The following is an 18,857-nucleotide window of genomic DNA, read 5'->3' as shown; positions in this document are numbered from 1 at the left end:
CCGGTGGCCTCCGTCGAGGGCTGCTCGACCCCCTGCACGCAGTCGGCGGAGGCACCGGCCGCGCGCGGCGTCGCGCACGATCCGGACGCCCTCGGCCGAACACCGCTGCGCGGAGCGGTGGAAGGCGAAGACGATCGCCCGATCTCCTCGACGGCGAGCCGCCCGAGCTCCCCGTACGCGGCCGGCGACCAGCCCGTTCGCCATCTCGTTCGCCTGCATGGCGGGAACTCCTCGCTCCCCTTGCCCGGCGCACCGTGCTTCCATCGAAAGAGCGGCGAACGGGAGGGGACCGTGGTGCGCACCGAAGTGGGCCGGGACGGCGGCCGGAAGCTGATCGTGCGGGAATGGGGGGCTCCCGACGGCTCACCGGTCCTGCTGCACCACGGCATGCCGGGCAGCCGGCTCGGCGTCGCCTTGGACGACGCCGCAGAGCGCCATCCGCACGTCCGCTTCTTCGCCTACGACCGGCCCGGCTACGGGGACTCCGACCGGGCGCCGGGGCGACGGGTCGCCGACGCGGCCGCCGATTCCGCGGCCGTCGCGGACGCCCTGGGCATCGACGCCTTCGCCGTCGTCGGCCGGTCCGGAGGCGGACCGCACGCGCTCGCCTGCGCGGCCCTGCTCCCCGGCCGGGTCACGGCGGCGGCCTGCCTGGTCGGCCTCGCACCCCGCGACGGCGCCGGACTCGACTGGTTCGCCGGCATGACCCCGTACAACGTGGAGCACTACACCCTCGCCGACAGCGATCCGGCGGCCCTGGAACGGCGCCTGGCGCCCCGGGCCGAGGCGATACGCCGCGATCCGGGCCGGCTGCTCGAAGAGCTGCGCGCCGACCTCCCCGCCGCCGACCTGGAGGTCCTGGCCGACGAGCGGGTACGCCGGTCCGTCCTGGCCACCCACCGCGAGGCGCTGCGCACCTCCGCGTACGGCTGGCTGGACGACTCCCTCGCGTTCTGCCGGCCCTGGGGGTTCGAGCCGGCGGGGATCACCGGGCGGGTGCTGCTCTGGCACGGCGCCGAGGACGTGTTCTCGCCGGTGGGGCATTTCCACTGGCTGGCGGAGCACATCGGGCGGAGCACGGCGGTGCTCGAACCGGGAGCCGGCCATTTCGCGGCCCAGTACGCACTCTCCGCGGCGCTGGACTGGCTCCACTGAGGCCGGGCGACGGTGCCCGTACGGCGGGCGCCGTCCGCACCGGCCACGGGCGGACGCTAAGGGAAGCGGGGTACCGGCACGGCGGCCGGTGCCGCCGGACCCTGCTCCACGGGCGCGGCCACCGGCTCGCGGGCCCCCTTGAGGCAGTCGAGGATCCGCTCGTGCGTGTCCCCGACGCTGTCCACCACCTGGATGCGCAGGTGGAGCGCCCGCACCTCCTCGATGAACCTCTTCGAGAACACCCCCACGGATATGGTCTCGTACGTACCGGTCGCCACCAGCGGGAATCCCGTCCCGAGCCAGACCAGGCGGTAGTCCCTCGCGGGCCGCAGCCCCACCGCCGCCAGCCGCTCACCGGTCTCGCGCAGGCTCAGCCAGGCGTCTTCCGGAACCGGACCGTCGAGGACGTCGCCGTCCCTCACCACGAAGTAGTCGACGCGGTGCACTCCCACGTTGTGCTGGCCCCCGTTGAAGACTCCCGTGCTCCAGGCCTTGGACTCGCCGGGGAGCTCCCCCGCCACGTACTCGGAGCGCCACCCCAGCATGGGCCGGACCGTACGGGCGTACTGGGCGCGGGCCACGACGGCGCCGGCCGCCACGGCCAGCAGACTCGCCAGGGGCTCTTCGGGCATCAGCTGCAGCCGCCAGGGCCAGTGGGCGCGGGTCGCCTCGGACAGGTTCCCGCGGACGACCTCCCAGACGAGGATGGCGACCAGCAGACACAGCAGCACCAGGGGCGCCGTGAACAGCCATGGATTGCGCCGGATGCGCCGCTGCGCGTCGGAGACGGGAACGGCCACGGGCCGGCCGGATGGTGCGCTGTTGTTCATGAGCGCCACCTCACTCCTTCAACCACGGACCCCCGCCCGGGAGTTCGGGCGGGGGCTCATGATTGTGCCGGGTTGTCCCGGTGGGCACGAGGGCGGGCGCGGCGCGCCCGTCCGGGCCGGCGACGGACGCTAGTACACGCTCACGCCGTAGGCGTTCAGGGCCTCGACCGCGGGCTGGAAGAAGGTGGTTCCGCCCGAGGTGCAGTCGCCGCTGCCCCCCGAGGTCAGGCCGATGGCGCGGGTGCCGGAGTAGAGCGGGCCCCCGCTGTCGCCGGGTTCGGCGCAGACGTTGGTGCGGATCATGCCGTAGACGATGTCGCCGCCGCCGTAGTTGACGGTGGCGTTGAGGCCGGTCACCGAGCCCCCGTGGGTGCCCGTGGTGGAGCCGCGCCGGGTCACGGACATCCCGACGGTGGCGTTGGCGGCGCTGGTGATGTCCTGGCTGCCGACGGTGCCGGGCGGCACCGGCGAGCTGCTGGCGTACTTGATCAGGCCGTAGTCGTTGGTCGGGAAGCTGGATCCGACGGTCGAGCCGACGGTGGTGGTGTGCGAGGAGTTCGTCCACCAGGTGCCGGCGCCGTCGGTGCAGTGCCCGGCGGTCAGCACGTAGTACGTGTTCCCGCTGCGCACGTTGAAGCCGAGCGAGCAGCGCCAGCCCGAGGTGTAGATGGCGTCGCCGCCGGAGATCAGCTTGCGCAGCTTGCCGGGGGTGCGCTCGATGCGCAGGGCCGCGGCGTCGGCTCCGGCCTCGCTGCGGATCCTGGCGAGGTCCGCGGCGGTGACGGTGGAGTCGGCGGTGACCACGAGGGTTCCGCTGGCGGGGTCGGTGTACCAGGCGGTGCCGGCGACGTCGGCACGCTGGACGGAGGCTCCGGCCGCGGCGAGCCGCGCCGCGCTGAAGCCGCTGTCCGCGCTCGCCGCGGTGGGGGCGGCGAGCCCGGCGACGGCCGCCAGGCCGGCGGCCACGGCGAGCAGCCGGGTACGGGTGATGCTCTTGATCCTCACTTCTCGTCCTCCCGGGAGGGATCGGGGGCCCGGCGGACAGTGGGGGGCGCCGGAGCCCGTGAGGCGCAGCCGGGGGTACGGCGGGCGCACAGGATTTCGTCGTGCCCCTGACAAGCCCCCGGAAGGCGCTGTCGGGAGTGTCTCGGCGTCAGATTCGGGCGGCAAGGGCATCTTTCAGCCTCCGCTCGCCCGCCGAGACCTCGAAGGGCAGGGTGTTCCCAGGGGGCGGGAACGGACAGATGAAATGGTCCGCGAACGCGCAGGGCGGCAGCACGGTCCGGTTGAAGTCGACGGTGATCGAGCCGTCCACAGGGTCCGGGACCCCGGGCCTCAGGAAGCGGAAGCGGTAGCTGGAGCCGCCCCCGGTGGCATCGCCGATCACGGCCCAGAGGCTGCCGTCGTCCTCGTCGACGGCGACCTGGAGGGTGTGTTCGGCGCCCCGGTACGCGAAGCTCAGCTCACCGCCGAGACCGAGCCCCCGCTCCCGCCCGTCGGCGTTCGCCACCTGGACGGTCAGGTCCTCGCCGTACGGCCGGAAGCGCCCCGGGAGCACGAAGTCCGGGTCGTACGGGGTGGCCTCGATGCCGGCGAAGGCGCGGCGGGCCGCGGAGCCGGGGTCGAAGACCCGTACCGCCCACTCTCCCTCGCGCCGGATCACGGTGATCCGGAGCTCGCGGGCGGCGGCGACCCGGGAGCGCGCGGGCGGGGCCTCGTCGGCGGCGAGTACGGCGTCGCCCGTGAAGGGCTCGCCGTCGAGGCTAAGGCCGTCCTCGGCGGAGGCGCTCAGCGCCACCCCGCCCTCGGTGGCGCGCCAACGCCCCGGAACGGCCGGAATTCGACCTTCCGGGTAGTCCGAGAGCCAGTGGGTGCCGATGAGGGACAGGGGGCCGTAGGGGGCGGACACGGAAGCCACCCGGTGCTCGTGCCAGGTCCGCCAGGCGGCCTTCGGATCGTCTGCGTCATCCACGTCATCTGCACCATCTGCGCCGTCTGCGTCATCGCTCATGCCGCTCAACCCTTCCACACGGGCCCGGACGGGAATCTCCCTGTACGCCGTCCGGCCCCGTGCGCATCTGACGACCCCTCAGCCCCGCGCGGAATCAGCAGTCGCAGCCGCACCCGTCGCAGCAGCAGCCGTCACAGTTGCAGCAGTCGCAGCAGCCGTTGCAGTCGGTACAGCTCTCGCAGCACTCGCAGGCGTCGCACCACGGATCCCGCTTCTTGCGGGACCACGGCCCCTCGTGCTCCGTGCAGCACAGCTGGCAGGTGCAGAACAGTCCGATGGACACGGCGCAGCCCGCGAGCAGCCCGCGGCGCGGCCTCTGCGGCGGCAGGCCGCCGGGACCCCCGGGCGGCCCGGGCAGCCAGGGTCCGCCGGGCCCGCCCGCACCGCCGCCGTACGGATTCCCGCCGTACGGGTTTCCGCCCTGGCCGCCCCGACCGTCGTACGGGGCGCCGGCGTACGGGCCGCTGCCGTACGGGCCCGCCTGGCCCGGTCCGTAACCCTGCGGCGGCGCCCCGTGGCCGCCCTGCCCGGCGGCGTTCATGCCCGCGGGCCCGCCCGCGAGCCCGCCCGCGTGTCCGCAGCCGCTGACCCCGAAGGCCCGGTCCACCGAGGTCTTCAGCTCGTGCACCAGCAGCCGGTGGGCCAGCCCCGCGTCCGCGAACTCGACCTCGCGCAGCGCCAGCCGGATGCCGTGCAGGGCGTCATCGGCCAGCCGGCGGGCCTCGGCGAGCGGGGTCCCGGTTGCCGTCAGCGGGTTCCAGGCGCCGGCGGCGGCGTCCGCGGCCTGGTCCTCGACGGCGTCCAGCAGGTGGGCGAGGCGCCCGAAATAGCGGCCTGCCTCGGCGAGTGCGGGGGCGTTGCCCGGCCGTCCGGCCAGCTGCGCGGTATGGGCGAAGGCGGCGGCGGTCGCGGTCTCCGTGGGCTCGGTCACCACGAGCACCGGCGTGCCGGGGCCGGCGAGCGTCTCGATGCCCTCCTGCCGGTCCACGGCGTCGACGAGGACCGCCGTGTCGAAGCCGAGCGAGGCTCCGGTGCGGGCCCCGGCCCGGTCCCACCCGCGCGCCACCCTGCGCGCGGCGGCGGCGATCGGCGCGCGGGCCAACAGACCGTCCCGGTCCGCCACGTGGTCCCGTACCTTGGCCGAGGCCAGGACGAGCGAGACGGCGGCCGCGAGCCGCGCACCCTCCCCCTTGGCCACCGCCGCGGTCCGCATCCCGCGCAGCGGGCAGGGCCCCGCCGTGCGGCGCGAGCCGGGTGCCGGTCCCGACTGAGCCTCCGTCAGAACGGAGACGAGGAGCCCGTCGTAGTTGGTGACGATCCGCGCGAACTGGCCGTGGTCCGAGCGAAGTGCCAGGCAGAGCCCGCAGAGATGGGCCATCCACTCGGTCTTGAAGCGCTCCCCCAGCCGGTGCGTGCAGGGTCTGACGATGCCGAACAAAACGGTCCCCCGTGTGTCATACGCGTGCGTGATGCGCATCGTATCGAGCGGGATCGTTCACCCGGACGTCCGCGTGGTTCACCCACACGGCGGCGGCGGTCGTATTTTCACTCAGTCAGCAGCGGTAGCCGCCGGGAGGCTTGACGGTGCAACGGATGTTCTGCACCAGTACCGTCACGAAAACCCTGCGCGGCGGCTATCCACTTGGCGCGTTGTCAGCATCATGGACGACCATAGGGGCAGCGGAGAGAAGACGACTGACCGCGGTGAAAGGAGGCGTCCATGGGTTCGGTACGCAAGGCGAGTGCCTGGTTGGGTCTCGTGGAGGACAGCGACGACGAGCGTTACTACGACGACGACTACACGGAGGCCGCTCAGGGTTCCGTCTCGGGCCCCGGCGACCAGTGGGTCACCGACCCCCGGGTCAAGGTCGCCTCGGAGTCGGCCGTCGAGCAGGGCCGGCGGATCGCGACGGTTACCCCGGACGGCTTCCGTGACGCGCGCGGCATCGGCGAGCTGTTCCGCGAGGGCGTCCCGGTGATCGTGAACCTGTCGTCCATGGACCCGGCCGACGCCAAGCGCGTGGTCGACTTCGCGGCCGGCCTGACCTTCGGCCTGCGCGGCTCGATCGAGCGGGTGGCGACCAGGGTCTTCCTGCTGACCCCGGCCGACACCCAGATCGTGAGCGGCGAGCCCGCCGGCCGCTCGCGCGACTTCTTCAACCAGAGCTGAGCCTGGGGGTACCTCTGGGGGTCCCCCCGGACGGAGTCCGGGGGAAGTAGCTGGGGGATCCTCACCGGAAGGCGTCGAGCCCGGTGAGCGCCTTGCCCAGCACCAACTGGTGCATCTCGACGGTGCCCTCGTAGGTGAGCACCGATTCGAGGTTCGTGGCGTGCCGCATGACGGGGTATTCGAGCGAGATCCCGTTGGCACCGAGGATGGTCCGCGCGGTGCGGCAGATGTCGATGGCCTCGCGGACGTTGTTGAGCTTGCCGAAACTGATCTGCTCCGGCCGCAGGGTGCCCGCGTCCATCCTCCGGCCCAGGTGGTGGGCGAGCAGGATGCCCTTGTGGAGTTCCAGCGCCATGTCCGCCAGCTTCGCCTGGGTCAGCTGGAAGCCGCCGATGGGCTTGCCGAACTGCTCGCGCGTCCTCGCGTAGTCGAGCGCGGCCTCGAAACTGGCGCGCGCCGCGCCCATGGCCCCCCAGATGATCCCGTACCGCGCGTGGCTGAGGCAGCCCAGCGGCCCCTTGAGCCCGGTGACCCCGGGGAGCACCGCGTCCGCGGGCAGCCGTACGTCGTCCATGACCAGCTCGCTGGTCACCGAGGCCCGCAGCGACCACTTGTGCTTGATCTCGGGCGCGGAGAACCCGGCCGAGTCGGTCGGGACGGCGAACCCGCGGATCCCCTCGTCGGTCTGCGCCCACACCACGGCCACGGCCGCGACGCTGCCGTTGGTGATCCACATCTTGCGCCCGTTGAGGACCCAGTCCGTGCCGTCGCGCTTCGCGTACGTGCGCATCGCGGCCGGGTCGGAGCCGACGTCGGGCTCGGTCAGCCCGAAGCAGCCGATCAGTTCGCCGGCGGCCATGCCCGGGAGCCAGCGCTGCTTCTGCTCCTCGGAGCCGTACTTCCAGATCGCGTACATGGCGAGCGAACCCTGCACCGACACGAGGGACCGGATCCCGGAGTCGGCGGCCTCCAGCTCCAGGCAGGCGAGCCCGTACTGCACCGCCGAGGCGCCGGCGCAGCCGTACCCCTCCAGCGACATGCCGAGCGCCCCGAGCGCACCGAGCTCTCTGGCCAGCTCCCGGATCCCGGGCAGCTCACCGCTCTCGTACCACCCGGCGATGTGGGGCAGTACGCGGTCGGCGGCCCAGCCGCGCACGGTGTCGCGGATGGCGAGGTCCTCGGGCGCGAGGAGCTCGTCGATCCCGAGCGGATCGGTGGGTACGAAGGGCACGGCGCCTCCTGGTGCGGACCGGCGGTACGAAACCTAGCGCTGCAAGTTTGTCGGCGCGGAGCCCCGCGGTCCACCCCCACCTGCACGCGCGGCTGGGAAGGCGGCGTCAGGCCGGGCGGGTGGCCGGATCGCGGCCGTGATCACGACCGCGGTCGCGGTCGGACGCCGGCGTCGCCGCCGGGACCCGCGCGGATTCGGAACCCGCCTGGGCGGGGAGGCGGACCGGCTCGGCGCCACCGTCACGCTCGGCAGCGTCCGGGCATTCCATCACCCGCGGCAGCTTCAGCGCCATCACCGCCCCCGCCAGCAGCAGGGCGGCGCTGACCACGAGCGTCACGTGCAGCCCGTGCACGAACGAATGCCGCGCCGCCGCGTACAGCGACTGCCCCGCCGCGCCTCCGAGCGCCCCCGCGATCTGGTACGCCTCGCCCAGGGAGTTCGCGGCCCCCGCTGCATCCGCCGCCGACACCCCCGGCACGTGCGTCAGCCCCGGCGCGTAGGCCGCGTTCATGACACTGCCGAGCAGGGCGATGCCCATCCCGGCGCCCAGCTGGTACGAGGTCTCGCCTATGGAGGCCGCCCCGCCGGCCGTCGCCGCCGGGGCCTCGCTCAGCATCGACTCGTACGCCGCGAACAGCGTGGTCTGCAGCCCGAAGCCGAGCAGGATGAACCCGACCGTGAGCAGCACCGGCCGGTCCTGCTGCCCCATGAAGGTCAGCATCAGCACGGCGAACGCCGTCAGCACGAAGCCGAGCGACACCATCGTCCGCGGCCCGATCCGGGCCAGCGTGTACGACCCCGTGGCCCCGGCCGCCATGGCCGCGAAGGTCAGCGGCAGCAGCCGCAGCCCGGTCTCCAGCGGGCTGAGGTGCAGCACCAGCTGGAGGTACTGGACCGCGATCAGCTCCAGCCCGACCAGGGCCAGCATCGCGAGCACGATGCATCCGACGGAGGTCGAGAACGCGGCCCGCGAGAACATCCGCATGTCGATCAGCGGGTGCGTGCGCCTCTTCTGCCGTCGTACGAAGAAGATCAGCAGCGCCGCGCCCACGAGCAGCGGCACGAGCGCCTCGGCGTCGAGGAGCCGGCGCTCCGCGCCGATCCGCTTGACGCCGAGGACGAAGCCCAGCACGCCGGCGGCGGCCATGAGCGCGCCGACCACGTCCCACGGCCCCTCGGCCGTGCCGCGCGACTCCGGCAGCAGCCAGCGTCCGAGCGGCAGGATCAGCGCCATGAGCGGGATGTTGATGAGGAAGACCGAACCCCACCAGAAGTGCTGGACGAGGAAGCCGCCGAGCACCGGTCCGCTGGCCGCGCCGATGGCGGCGACGGCGGTCCAGATGCCGATGGCGAGGGCCCGCTCGCGCCGGTCGGGGAAGACCTGCCGCAGGATCGACAGGGTGGCGGGCATGATCATCGCGCCGCCGACGCCGAGCAGCGCGCGGGCGGCGATCAGTACCTGGGCGTTGTCGGCCAGGGCGGCCAGCGCCGAGGCCGCGCCGAAGAGCCCGTACCCGAGCAGGAGTATCCGGCGGCGGCCGACGCGGTCGCCGAGGGTGCCGAAGAGGATCAGCAGGGAGGCGCAGACCAGCGGGTAGGCGTCGACGATCCACAGGAGCTCGATCGAGCCGGGGCGCAGGTCCTCGGTGACGGAGGGGACGGCGACGTGCAGGATCGTCGCGTCGAGCGCGACGAGGACCAGACTGACGCACAGGACCGCGAGGACGAGCCAGCGGTTGGCCCCGCCGGAGGCGGCTCGCAGCCGCAGCCGGAAGGAGGCCGCGTTCGTCCCCGACATGCATGTACCTCCCAGATGATCGCTCGCACTCGGCGGACCAGCGTTTGCGGAGCCACGGGGGTGGTGCACTGGGGCGGCGTCCTACGGGGTCCGGCATCGACACGCGAGTGAAGCGTCAGCGTACGCGAGTTCGTGTGTCCGACACGTGGCCAAGCTCTCACCGCGGCGGCGACCGCGGTGTGGTGTGCGCCACTCGCCTCACCCCGCCCTTCCCCTCTGCGCTCCCCCGCGTACACGCGTGGTCACGACCCGTGGTTCTGCGCCACGGGCACACAGGGGCGCCACCGATAATCATGCCCGTGAAAGATCTTGGATTTCGCCGGGCCGCGCCCGCCCTGGCCGTCTTCGCGGCGGTCCGGCTGCTCGGGCTGGCCGTGCTCGCGCTCTGGTGCGCGGCCGCCGGAAGCAGCCCGCACACGCTGCTGTCGGCGCGCTGGGACTCGCTCTGGTACGCCCGCATCGCCGCCGAGGGGTACGGGTACGAGGTGCTCCTCCCGGACGGGGACGTGCACTCGAACCTGGCGTTCTTCCCGCTGCTGCCCTGGCTGGAGCGGCTGGTCGCGGCGCCGACCGGGCTGTCGCACGGCTCGGCGGGACTGGTGGTCTCGGCCGTGGCCGGCCTCGCCGCGGCCTGGGGGATCTTCGCCGTCGCCGATCTCCTCCACGGCCGCCGCGCCGGGGTCTTCGCCGCCGGGGTCTGGGCCGCGCTGCCCGTCGGGATCGTGCAGTCCATGGCCTACAGCGAGTCGCTGTTCACGGCGCTCGCGGCCTGGGCCCTGTACGGAGCGCTGCGCGGCCGGTGGCTGACGGCCGGCCTGCTCGCGGCCGGCGCGGGGCTGACCCGCCCGGTCGGCGCCGCGGTCGTGGCGGCGGTCTGGGTGGCGGCCGCTCGGGCGTGGCGGAGCGGGGAGCGCTCCTGGCGGATGGCGGTGGGCGCCGTACTGGCCCCGCTCGGCGCGGCCGCGTACGTGCTGTGGGTCGGGGCGCGCACCGGCGGTGGGCTGCTCGGCTACCTGGACGTGCAGGGCGGCTGGGGCAACGGCTTCGACGGCGGCTGGGCGTTCGCCCGTTTCGTCGGGGCGAAGCTGGTCTCCTCCCCCGCCGGGGCCGCGGCCGGGACCGGGCTGATCGCGGGGGTCGCGCTGGTGCTGTGGCTGTACGGGCTGTGCGTACGGCAGCGCCAGCCGGCCGCGCTCCTCGTCTACTGCGGGATCGTCGTGGCGCTGGCGCTGTGCGCGTCGGGCTACTTCGGCTCCAAGCCACGGCTGTTGCTCCCGGCGTTCCCGCTGCTGCTGCCGCCGGCGGTGGCGCTGGCCGGGTGGCGGACCGGCCGGGCGGCCGCGGTGCTGGGCGCACTGGCGCTGGCGTCGGCGGTGTACGGGGCCTTCTGGCTGAACGGATCGGGCCCGCCGTAGGACCGCCGCAGGGCTGCCGCTGGGGCCCGCACCGAGGGCGCGTAACGGAATGGATCATTCCGATCCATCTTTCAGCAAAGTAAATGAGCTGCGGCGATAAAGCGCGGCTAAGTATGCGAAAGAATGGCCAGGGCAATGGATCAAGACGCCTCCAACTAATGCCCGAATGCCAGGAATTAAGCTCCGCGTGAGACCAACTCCACATCACATGGTCATCACAAAGCCCGTGATTCGACCGGGCCGCCCATCGGCGCGCGGTAACGTCGATTGAGTGCGTACCGACCAAATCCTGACCCGTCCGGAGCGGGTGTTCGCCCGGCTGGACCGGGAACCAGAGCGACCGGCTCATCTGCAAACACCGCAGATGAGCCGGCACCGCGTCGTGCTCCTCGGATCGACCCTCGCGTTCTACCTCGCGATCGTGGTGGCCGTCCTGACCACGTCCTGGCTCGTCCGCCTGGACTGGCAGGTCATGTTCTTCCGGCCCTACGAGCAGTGGCCTCAGCTGCACGCCTTCCTCGACTACCTGGTGGTCCTGGGCCAGCGCGGACCCACCGCGGTCATGGTCGCCGCATGGCTCGGCTGGCGCTCCTGGCGCCAGCACACCCTCCGCCCGCTGATCACCCTCGGCGTGGCGCTGCTCCTGCTCAACATCACCGTCGGCGCCGTCAAGCTCGGCCTCGGCCGGCTCGGCCCCCACTACGCCACGCAGATCGGCTCCGCCGAACTCTTCGCCGGCGGCGATATATTTCCTTCCGGCCACACCGCCAACGCCGTCGTGACCTGGGGAATCCTGGCCTACCTGGCTTCCACCACGGTCACCCGGCGGGTGCTGTCCGTGGTGTCCGCCGTCGTCTCGCTGAGCGTCGGCGCCACCACCGTGTACCTCGGCACCCACTGGGTGAGCGACGTACTGCTCGGCTGGTCCGCGGGTCTGCTGATCATGCTGGCGCTGCCCTGGTTCGAGCCGCTGATCGCCGCCGTGGAGGCCCGGGTCTTCGCGCTCCGGGAGCGGCTGCGCCGCCGCCTGGAGACCGGGACCGTGCCCGTCCCCGTCGCCACCGCGCTCACCCCGCTGCTCTCCGCGGGCGGCAAGTGGCAGCTCCGGCTCGCCGACGAACCCTCCCCGGCCGGCGGTTCCGCCGCCTCGCAGGAGCCCGCCGCCACGCCCGTCCCCGTGAGCGCACAGGCCGCCGCCGCGGGCGCCGGGCACGCCCCCACGCCCCGGCCCCCCGCGCACGTCTCCGGCCGGCCGCACCTGATCCGGTCCGAGCGGACCCCGGTCACCCCGGTCGGCAGCCGCCGCCCGGCCCACACCGAGCGGCCCCCCGCGGGCCGGGCCGCGGCCCGGCCGGCAGGGGGCTGACCCCCGTACGGAAGACACCGCGGGGCGGTACGCACCACCTCACCCCGCACCACCGAGGCGGGCCGGGTCACCACCCGGCCCGCCTCGGCCATTTCAGTGGTTACCGACGGGCACCCGACCGGAACGTCAGCGCAGCGCCAGCAGGTTCGTCCGAACCGGGTCACGCTTGGGTCACGGAATGTCGACAGTTCTTTGACGGGGCCGGGTTCATCCGCGCCGCCGCGAAAACGCCCGCTCGCCTTTCCTTTTCCGGCCCGCAACACGCCCCGCGCACATCCTGTTTCGCATTCCGTCCGGGACCCCCGGAATTCACCCGGGGATTGCGGTGACCCGGCCGGCACGGCGGGTGAACCCCCCTCCGTTTCCTTACAACTTCTCCACGGCCCGCCCGAGAAGGTCCCGGGCCGCCCTGATCCGGTCGACCAGCTCCGGCGGCTCCAGCACCTCGAACTCACAGCCGAGCAGCATCACGTGAATGACGAGGACGTCGAGGTTCACGGCGCCCGTCCGCAGCAGGCAGCTCTCGGCGTCGAGCGGCTCCAGCGCCCCCTGGCTCGGCCCCACGATCACGGCCGCCGCCTGCGCAGGCACCTTCAGCCGCAGCACCGCCCGGGCGGCGTACGCGCCCTGGGACACACCCTGCGACACGTACGCGGCGAGGTCCTCGGCGGGCGCCGGGCGCGGGGTGAACCGCGGCCCGTGCGGCGGTCTGGGCTCGATGCGGTCGGCGCGGAAGGTCCGCCAGTCCTCCCGGTCCAGGTCCCAGGCGACCAGGTACCAGCGCCGCTCGGTGCACACCAGCCGGTGCGGCTCCACCACGCGGCGGCTGACGCTGCCCGCGTGGTCCCGGTAGTCGAAGCGCAGCCGCTCGCAGTCCCGGCACGCGGCGGCGAGCCCCGTCAGCACGGAGGGGTCGACGGTGGCGGGCCCCGGCCCGCGCAGCATCGGGACGGTGAACTCGTTGAGCGCCGACACCCGCCGCCGCAGCCGTCCGGGCAGGACCTGCTCCAGCTTGGCGAGCGCCCGTACGGAGGCCTCGCCGATCCCCTCGACGCCGTTCCCGGCTGCGGTCCGCAGGCCCACCGCCACGGCGACGGCCTCGTCGTCGTCGAGCAGCAGCGGCGGCAGCTCGGCCCCGGCGCCCAGCTGGTAGCCGCCGCCGGTGCCGGGGCTTGCGTTCACCGGGTAGCCGAGCTCCCGGAGGCGGTCCACATCGCGCCGCACCGTCCTCGGGGTCACGCCGAGGCGCTCCGCGAGATCGGCGCCGGTCCATTCGCGGTGGGCCTGCAACAGGGACAGCAGGCGCAGCAGTCGTGCGGAGGTCTCCAGCATGCCGAGCAGTCTGCCGGTACCCCGGCCCGCGTCCGAATCGCCGCCCACGGGCCGAGGGGTTGCCGGGCGGCCCGGGTCAGGGCCCGGGCCCGAGCCCGGGTCAGGGAGCCGGTACGGCCGCGGGAGCCCGCGTACGCGCCGGGACCGCGGCCGGCCGGGAGCCCCCCGGCTTCGCGACCGCCGGCTTCGCAACCGCCGGGCTCTGGGCCGCGGCCGGCTTCGCAGACGCCGCCGGGGCCGGCACCGGCGTCGTGACCGGGACCGGAACCGGGACCGGGACCGACGCGGCAGGCGCGGAAGGCGCCGGAGGCGTCGACGCCGGCAGGACCAGCAGCGTGCCGACCACCAGCGTCTGCGGCTTCGGGCCGATCGCCGCCCGGTTCGCCTCGTACAGCGCCTGCCAGCCGCCCTTCACCCCGTACCGGCGGGCGATCTTCTCCAGCGTGTCCCCCGCCCGCACCGCGTGCATCCGCCCCGCCAGCCCGTATCGCTTCGAGCACACCGGCCACGCGTCCCACCCCTGGAGGCCCACCACGTCCTCGGCCACCCGGATCTGCTGCTCCCGGCTCGCCAGATCGGCCCGCGGCGCGAAGGCCAGGCCCCCGTACTCCTCCCACGTCGGCTGCCAGAACTGCAGGCCCCCGTAGAACCCGTTGCCGGTGTTGACGGCCCAGCGCCCGCTGCTCTCGCAGTCGGCCACGCAGTCCCAGGGCCACTGCCCGCCCGGCCCGCAGTCCCCCGGGCCGGTCCCGATGACGCCGGGCGAGCCGGGGTGGGCCGCCCCCGCGGGCCCGGGAGCGGGGGGCGGCGGGGCCGCGCCGGCCCCCGACGGGAGTACGAGGACGAGGGCCAGCGCGGCAGCTGCGGCGGCGGCCGCCGGGGCGGCCCACCGGATCCGGAGGTCGGGCATCGCGTCACGCTACGCAGCGCCGCGGCCCGCGCCCGGCCTTGCCACGCGGCCCGTCCCGCGGGCCACCCGGTCGGCGCAGCCGCCACCCCGCCGGAAACGGGCAGGACCGGCCACCAACTGCGCGCATGCGGAAAAGAGTTGGAACGAAAACAAAGCTCCGGTCCGACCGTTCACCCCTCCGGGGGCCAGGTTCGATTCCGTTCCCTCCAACGGCGTGACCCCGGCCCCCGCCGCACCGTTGAGCCCGGCGAGCCGGGAACCGCCCGGCCGCCCGCCCGCCCAATCCGAGGAGCCAGCCCGTGCCCCGCATGCTCGACGTCAGTGATGAGGTACGTGCCGAGATCGGTGACGAAGAAGCCGAGAGGCTGCTCACCGGCGACGACGCACCGCGCAGCTACGACTGCACCTCCTGCCGCACCCCCGGGGACCCCGAGACCGACCGCACGAGCACGGTGCTGTTCGTCGGCGAGGAGACCGCCGTCCTCGCCTTCGCCCACGCCGGCTGCATCCCCTCGCAGGTGGTCAACGTCTCCGAGGAGCAGCTCCAGGGGGCGGTGCGCAGCATCACCGGCGACAGCCCCGCCGGCGGCCAGTCCCCGCAGAACGTGCCCGGCGGCCAGGCCGTCCTCGGCATCACCAGCGGCCTGGTCCTCATCGGCGGCGAGCTGCACCCCGCCCTCGTGGTCGAGCCGACCGCCCCGATCGCCCGCCCCGGCACCACCGGCCCCGGCGACGACTTCCTGCCGCTCCTCATCGAGCAGGGGTTCATCCCGGTCACCGACACCGCCGAGCTGCCCACCCCGCTGAGCGGCTGGTCCGTGCTGCTCGCCGCCGGCCAGCTGCACGCCGTCCTCCAGCCCGGCGCCGAGGGCGGCGGCCAGGTCGCCTGGTGGCAGGCGCACCAGGCGCTGTCGGTCACCGACGGCTGGCGCGCCGCCGTCAACAAGACCCAGCGGGTGCTCATCTACGCCGCCCCGGTCGGCTCCATCGGCCAGCAGCCGCGCGAGGACCTGCTCCGCGACGCCCTGGACAAGGCCGCCGCCGGCGGCAAGCTGGTGGCGGCCTCGATGCCGCTGGCGGGCACCACGGGCGCCTGAGCCCCGTCCTCGGCAGGGGACCCGGAACGGCCGCGCCGCCCCTCGGCCAGGGGCGGCGCGGCATGCGCGCCGGGGGTACGCGGTCCATCCCGCGCACCCCCGGCGATCTGCGTTTTTCTGCTTCCGCCCGCATCCGCAGGGCCCCGGGTTCGTTGGCTGATACGTGCATTCATACGACCCCTCCCGCGCCCCTGCCCACGCGAGCAGCGTCTCCCCGATGCGCCCCGCCGTCTCGCACACCCCGATCTACGACGCGCTCTACTCGGAGTACCTGCGGGCCTTCCGGGCCCTGCCGGGCGACCGTACGGGCGAGGAGGACCTCGGGTTCACGGCGTTCTCGTACGGAGGCACGCACGCCGGCGGCGCCGCCGTCGCGTACGGGGGCGGTTCGTACGGGAGCGGCTGGAACGGTTCGGCGTGGCAGACGGACCCGTGGCCGGCCCCGTACGCCCCCGCGCCGCAGCCCTCGTACGCGTACGCCGGGTCCGCGACCGGCGGCGGTGAGCACGCGGGCGCCGGCCCCTCGTACGCCAACGGGCGGCAGCACCACACCGGGATGCACCACATCCCGGCGGCCCTGCCGCCCGCTCCGCGCCGGGGCTACTGACCCCGGACCGCCGCCGCTACTTCTTCTTGTACTGCGCGCCGCGCTTCTCGCGCACCCGCACGGAGATGTGGATCGGCGTCCCCTCGAAGCCGAACTCCTCGCGCAGACGGCGCTCGATGAAGCGCCGGTAGCCGTGCTCCAGGAAGCCGGAGGCGAAGAGGACGAACCGCGGCGGCTTGCTCCCCGCCTGGGTGCCGAACAGGATGCGGGGCTGCTTGCCGCCGCGGATCGGGTGCGGGTGGGCCGCGACGATCTCGCCGAGGAAGGCGTTCAGCCGGCCGGTCGGGACGCGCGTCTCCCAGCCCGCGAGGGCGGTCTCGATCGCCGGGACCAGCTTCTCCATGTGGCGGCCGGTCTTCGCCGAGACGTTGACGCGCGGGGCCCAGGCGACCTGCTGCATCTCGGTCTCGATCTCGCGTTCGAGGTAGTAGCGGCGCTCCTCGTCGAGCTCGTCCCACTTGTTGTACGCGATCACGATCGCGCGCCCGGCCTCGACGGCCATGGTGATGATGCGCTGGTCCTGGACGCTGATCGTCTCGGTGGTGTCGATCAGGATGACCGCGACCTCCGCCTTCTCGACGGCGGCGGCCGTGCGCAGGGAGGCGTAGTAGTCGGCGCCCTGCTGGAGGTGCACCTTCTTGCGGATGCCCGCGGTGTCCACGAACTTCCAGGTGACCCCGCCGAGCTCGATCAGCTCGTCGACCGGGTCGCGGGTGGTGCCGGCCAGCTCGTTGACGACGACGCGGTCCTCCTTCGCGACCTTGTTGAGCAGCGAGGACTTGCCGACGTTCGGCCGGCCGATGAGCGCGATGCGCCGGGGGCCGCCCACCGGGGCGCCGCCGAACGTCTGCTCGGGGGCCTCGGGCAGCGCCTCCAGGACGGCGTCGAGCATGTCGCCCGTACCGCGGCCGTGCAGCGAGGAGACCGGGTGCGGCTGGCCGAGGCCCAGAGACCACAGCGAGGCCGCGTCGGACTCGCCGCTCTGGCCGTCGACCTTGTTCGCGCACAGGACGACGGGCTTGCCGGCCCGGCGCAGCAGCTTGACGACGGCCTCGTCGCTGTCGGTGGCGCCGACCTTGGCGTCGACGACGAAGACGACCGCGTCGGCGGTCTCGATGGCGTACTCGGCCTGGGCGGCGACCGCGGCGTCGATGCCGAGGACGTCCTGCTCCCAGCCGCCGGTGTCGACGACCTTGAACCGGCGGCCGGCCCACTCGGCCTCGTAGGTGACGCGGTCGCGGGTGACACCGGGCTTGTCCTCGACGACCGCCTCGCGGCGGCCGATGATGCGGTTCACCAGGGTCGACTTGCCGACGTTCGGGCGGCCGACGACGGCGAGCACGGGCAGCGGCCCGTGGCCGGCCTCCGCGATCGCGCCCTCGACGTCCTCTACGTCGAAGCCTTCCTCCGCGGCGAGCTCCATGAACTCCGCGTACTCGGCATCGCCGAGCGCTCCGTGGTCGTGCTGGTCGTTCATGAAGTCCGTTCCTCGTCGTTCGTGGTGGTCGGTGGTGCCCGCGCAGCGCGGGACCACTACTGGGTCAAGTCTCGCTCAGCGCCCGGTGAGGCGCTTGGCGTCGGCCAGGTGGGCGGTCAGCCTGCTCTGGATGCGTACGGTGGCCTCGTCCAGGGCCGTACGGGTGCGGCGGCCGGTGCCGTCGCCCGCGTCGAAGGCGGAGCCGAACACGACGTCGACCCTGCTCTTGAACGGCGGCAGTCCGCGGACCAGCCGGCCTCGGCGCTCGGTGCTGCCGAGCACGGCCACGGGTACGACGGGCGCGCCGCTGCGGACCGCGAAGTACGCGAGCCCGGCGCGCAGCGAGGCGAAGTCGCCCTCGCCGCGGGTGCCCTCGGGGAAGATCCCCAGGGCCCCGCCGTTGTCGAGCACCGCGAGGGCCTTGCTGATCGCGCCCCGGTCCGCGCCCGTACGGTCGACCTTGACCTGGCCGATCCCGTCCAGGAACGGGCCGAGCGGGCCGACGTACGCCTCCTTCTTGATGAGGAAGTGCAGCGGTCGCGGGGCGGTGCCCATGACCATCGGTCCGTCGATGTTGTGCGCGTGGTTCACGGCAAGGATGACAGGCCCCGAGGCGGGGACGCGCCAGGCGCCCAGTACGCGCGGCTTCCACAGCCCGTACATGAGGCCGATGCCGATCCGCCGGCCGAGCGCCGCACCCTTGAGGGAGGGCGTTGAGCTCACTTGCGCCCCGCCCGCTTCTCCTCCACCAGCGTCACGACGCATTCGATGACCTGGTCGAGCGTGAGCTCGGTGGTGTCGACCTCGACCGCGTCGCCGGCCTTGGCCAGCGGGGAGGTCTTGCGGCCCGAGTCGGCGGCGTCGCGCTTGATCAGGGCTTCCTTGGTGGCCGCGAGGTCCGTGGCCTCCTTGCCGCGCAGCTCACCGCTGCGGCGCGCGGCGCGGGCCTCGGGGGACGCGGTCAGGAAGATCTTGAGGTCGGCGTCGGGCAGGACGGTGGTGCCGATGTCCCGTCCCTCGACGACGATCCCGCCCTGCGCCGAGGCGGCGATGGAGCGCTGGAGCTCGGTGATCAGAGTGCGCACCTCGGGGACGGCGCTGACGGCGCTGACCTTGGAGGTGACCTCCTGGGTGCGGATCGGGCCGGAGGCGTCCAGGCCGTCGACCGTGATGGTCGGCGCGGCCGGGTCCGTACCGGAGACGATGCCGGGCTTGCCGGCGGCCACGGCGATCGCGTGCGGGTCGTCGGTGTCGACCCCGTTGGTGATCATCCACCAGGTGATGGCCCGGTACTGGGCACCGGTGTCCAGGTAGCGCAGCCCGAGCTTGGCGGCCACGGCCTTGGAGGTGCTGGACTTGCCCGTGCCGGAGGGACCGTCGATGGCGACGATCACGGCGGACGGAGCTGCGGTTTCCACGGTGCGGGCACCTTCCTGGTTGCGCGTACGTGTCCGGGCG

Annotated in this window: 17 protein-coding genes; 6 read left to right on the top strand and 11 right to left on the bottom strand. The window is 73.6% G+C overall.

Annotated features, from left to right (window positions below; all coding sequences use genetic code 11):
• The first annotated feature begins 294 nt into the window (after positions 1–294).
• Positions 295–1,155: an alpha/beta fold hydrolase gene (locus CP980_RS26020; RefSeq protein ID WP_229907188.1), complete on the top strand. Its 861-nt coding sequence runs from the start codon at positions 295–297 to the stop codon at positions 1,153–1,155.
• A 56-nt stretch (positions 1,156–1,211) separates the two neighbouring features.
• Here CP980_RS26020 and CP980_RS26015 read toward each other — a convergent pair whose 3' ends face one another.
• From CP980_RS26015 to CP980_RS26000, 4 genes are all read right to left on the bottom strand, one after another.
• A complete protein-coding gene (locus CP980_RS26015) occupies positions 1,212–1,985 on the bottom strand; it encodes a hypothetical protein (RefSeq protein ID WP_150529197.1) in 774 nt (257 codons plus the stop codon).
• Between the two features lie 129 nt (positions 1,986–2,114).
• Positions 2,115–2,990 (bottom strand): S1 family peptidase, encoded by an 876-nt coding sequence (locus CP980_RS26010; RefSeq protein WP_123515180.1) that lies wholly within the window; start codon positions 2,988–2,990, stop codon positions 2,115–2,117.
• 148 nt (positions 2,991–3,138) lie between these two features.
• Positions 3,139–3,996: a DUF1684 domain-containing protein gene (locus tag CP980_RS26005; RefSeq protein ID WP_132760478.1), complete on the bottom strand. Its 858-nt coding sequence runs from the start codon at positions 3,994–3,996 to the stop codon at positions 3,139–3,141.
• A gap of 94 nt (positions 3,997–4,090) precedes the next feature.
• Positions 4,091–5,434, bottom strand: a complete 1,344-nt coding sequence (locus tag CP980_RS26000; protein ID WP_150529196.1) for a DUF5685 family protein — start codon at positions 5,432–5,434, stop codon at positions 4,091–4,093.
• 282 nt (positions 5,435–5,716) lie between these two features.
• Here CP980_RS26000 and CP980_RS25995 point away from each other — a divergent pair, with 282 nt between their 5' ends.
• Positions 5,717–6,166 (top strand): cell division protein SepF, encoded by a 450-nt coding sequence (locus tag CP980_RS25995; protein WP_132760479.1) that lies wholly within the window; start codon positions 5,717–5,719, stop codon positions 6,164–6,166.
• Between the two features lie 61 nt (positions 6,167–6,227).
• On the opposite strand, the gene CP980_RS25990 is transcribed toward CP980_RS25995, so the two are convergent.
• Both CP980_RS25990 and CP980_RS25985 read right to left on the bottom strand, forming a co-directional pair.
• On the bottom strand, positions 6,228–7,397 hold the full coding sequence (locus CP980_RS25990; RefSeq protein WP_099893564.1) for an acyl-CoA dehydrogenase family protein: 1,170 nt from the start codon (positions 7,395–7,397) through the stop codon (positions 6,228–6,230).
• 106 nt (positions 7,398–7,503) lie between these two features.
• The gene (locus CP980_RS25985; protein ID WP_150529195.1) at positions 7,504–9,195 is read right to left on the bottom strand and encodes an MFS transporter; all 1,692 of its coding nucleotides are present in this window, start codon (positions 9,193–9,195) and stop codon (positions 7,504–7,506) included.
• Positions 9,196–9,488: 293 nt separating this feature from the next.
• Between CP980_RS25985 and CP980_RS25980 the strand changes: the two genes are divergently transcribed.
• Positions 9,489–10,610, top strand: a complete 1,122-nt coding sequence (locus CP980_RS25980; protein ID WP_150529194.1) for a glycosyltransferase family protein — start codon at positions 9,489–9,491, stop codon at positions 10,608–10,610.
• A gap of 271 nt (positions 10,611–10,881) precedes the next feature.
• Positions 10,882–11,976 (top strand): phosphatase PAP2 family protein, encoded by a 1,095-nt coding sequence (locus CP980_RS25975; RefSeq protein WP_132760482.1) that lies wholly within the window; start codon positions 10,882–10,884, stop codon positions 11,974–11,976.
• Positions 11,977–12,342: 366 nt separating this feature from the next.
• Here CP980_RS25975 and CP980_RS25970 read toward each other — a convergent pair whose 3' ends face one another.
• Both CP980_RS25970 and CP980_RS25965 read right to left on the bottom strand, forming a co-directional pair.
• Positions 12,343–13,308, bottom strand: coding sequence for a helix-turn-helix transcriptional regulator (locus CP980_RS25970; RefSeq protein WP_132760530.1), 966 nt, complete (start codon positions 13,306–13,308; stop codon positions 12,343–12,345).
• Positions 13,309–13,408: 100 nt separating this feature from the next.
• Positions 13,409–14,218: a LysM peptidoglycan-binding domain-containing protein gene (locus tag CP980_RS25965; protein WP_150529193.1), complete on the bottom strand. Its 810-nt coding sequence runs from the start codon at positions 14,216–14,218 to the stop codon at positions 13,409–13,411.
• 299 nt (positions 14,219–14,517) lie between these two features.
• On the opposite strand from CP980_RS25965, the gene CP980_RS25960 reads away from it, so the two are divergent.
• Entirely contained in the window at positions 14,518–15,315 is a 798-nt protein-coding gene (locus CP980_RS25960; protein WP_132760484.1) for a hypothetical protein, read from the top strand.
• A 217-nt stretch (positions 15,316–15,532) separates the two neighbouring features.
• Positions 15,533–15,922, top strand: coding sequence for a hypothetical protein (locus CP980_RS25955; RefSeq protein ID WP_229907182.1), 390 nt, complete (start codon positions 15,533–15,535; stop codon positions 15,920–15,922).
• A 16-nt stretch (positions 15,923–15,938) separates the two neighbouring features.
• Here CP980_RS25955 and der read toward each other — a convergent pair whose 3' ends face one another.
• From der to cmk, 3 genes are all read right to left on the bottom strand, one after another.
• Positions 15,939–17,399: a ribosome biogenesis GTPase Der gene (gene der / locus CP980_RS25950; RefSeq protein WP_132760486.1), complete on the bottom strand. Its 1,461-nt coding sequence runs from the start codon at positions 17,397–17,399 to the stop codon at positions 15,939–15,941.
• Between the two features lie 75 nt (positions 17,400–17,474).
• The gene (locus CP980_RS25945) at positions 17,475–18,164 is read right to left on the bottom strand and encodes a lysophospholipid acyltransferase family protein (protein ID WP_132760487.1); all 690 of its coding nucleotides are present in this window, start codon (positions 18,162–18,164) and stop codon (positions 17,475–17,477) included.
• The gene (gene cmk / locus CP980_RS25940; protein WP_099893555.1) at positions 18,119–18,817 is read right to left on the bottom strand and encodes a (d)CMP kinase; all 699 of its coding nucleotides are present in this window, start codon (positions 18,815–18,817) and stop codon (positions 18,119–18,121) included. Before cmk ends, CP980_RS25945 begins: the two co-directional genes overlap by 46 nt.
• Positions 18,818–18,857 lie beyond the last annotated feature (40 nt).

Origin of the sequence: Streptomyces vinaceus (assembly GCF_008704935.1) — a bacterium.
Classification (GTDB): Bacteria; Actinomycetota; Actinomycetes; order Streptomycetales; family Streptomycetaceae; genus Streptomyces; species Streptomyces vinaceus.
The sequence above is the reverse complement of the archived record's forward strand: the minus strand, read 5'-3'. Positions and strand labels throughout refer to the sequence as shown.

Excerpts from the sequence above, each read along its gene's own strand:
- CP980_RS26015 (WP_150529197.1), bottom strand. The coding sequence starts at position 1,985 with ATGAACAACAGCGCACCATCCGGCCGGCCCGTGGCCGTTCCCGTCTCC.
- CP980_RS26005 (WP_132760478.1), bottom strand. The coding sequence starts at position 3,996 with ATGAGCGATGACGCAGACGGCGCAGATGGTGCAGATGACGTGGATGAC.
- CP980_RS25995 (WP_132760479.1), top strand. The coding sequence starts at position 5,717 with ATGGGTTCGGTACGCAAGGCGAGTGCCTGGTTGGGTCTCGTGGAGGAC.
- CP980_RS25985 (WP_150529195.1), bottom strand. The coding sequence starts at position 9,195 with ATGTCGGGGACGAACGCGGCCTCCTTCCGGCTGCGGCTGCGAGCCGCC.
- CP980_RS25980 (WP_150529194.1), top strand. The coding sequence starts at position 9,489 with ATGCCCGTGAAAGATCTTGGATTTCGCCGGGCCGCGCCCGCCCTGGCC.
- CP980_RS25970 (WP_132760530.1), bottom strand. The coding sequence starts at position 13,308 with ATGCTGGAGACCTCCGCACGACTGCTGCGCCTGCTGTCCCTGTTGCAG.
- CP980_RS25965 (WP_150529193.1), bottom strand. The coding sequence starts at position 14,218 with ATGCCCGACCTCCGGATCCGGTGGGCCGCCCCGGCGGCCGCCGCCGCA.
- CP980_RS25955 (WP_229907182.1), top strand. The coding sequence starts at position 15,533 with ATGCGCCCCGCCGTCTCGCACACCCCGATCTACGACGCGCTCTACTCG.
- der (WP_132760486.1), bottom strand. The coding sequence starts at position 17,399 with ATGAACGACCAGCACGACCACGGAGCGCTCGGCGATGCCGAGTACGCG.
- CP980_RS25945 (WP_132760487.1), bottom strand. The coding sequence starts at position 18,164 with ATGCGTCGTGACGCTGGTGGAGGAGAAGCGGGCGGGGCGCAAGTGAGC.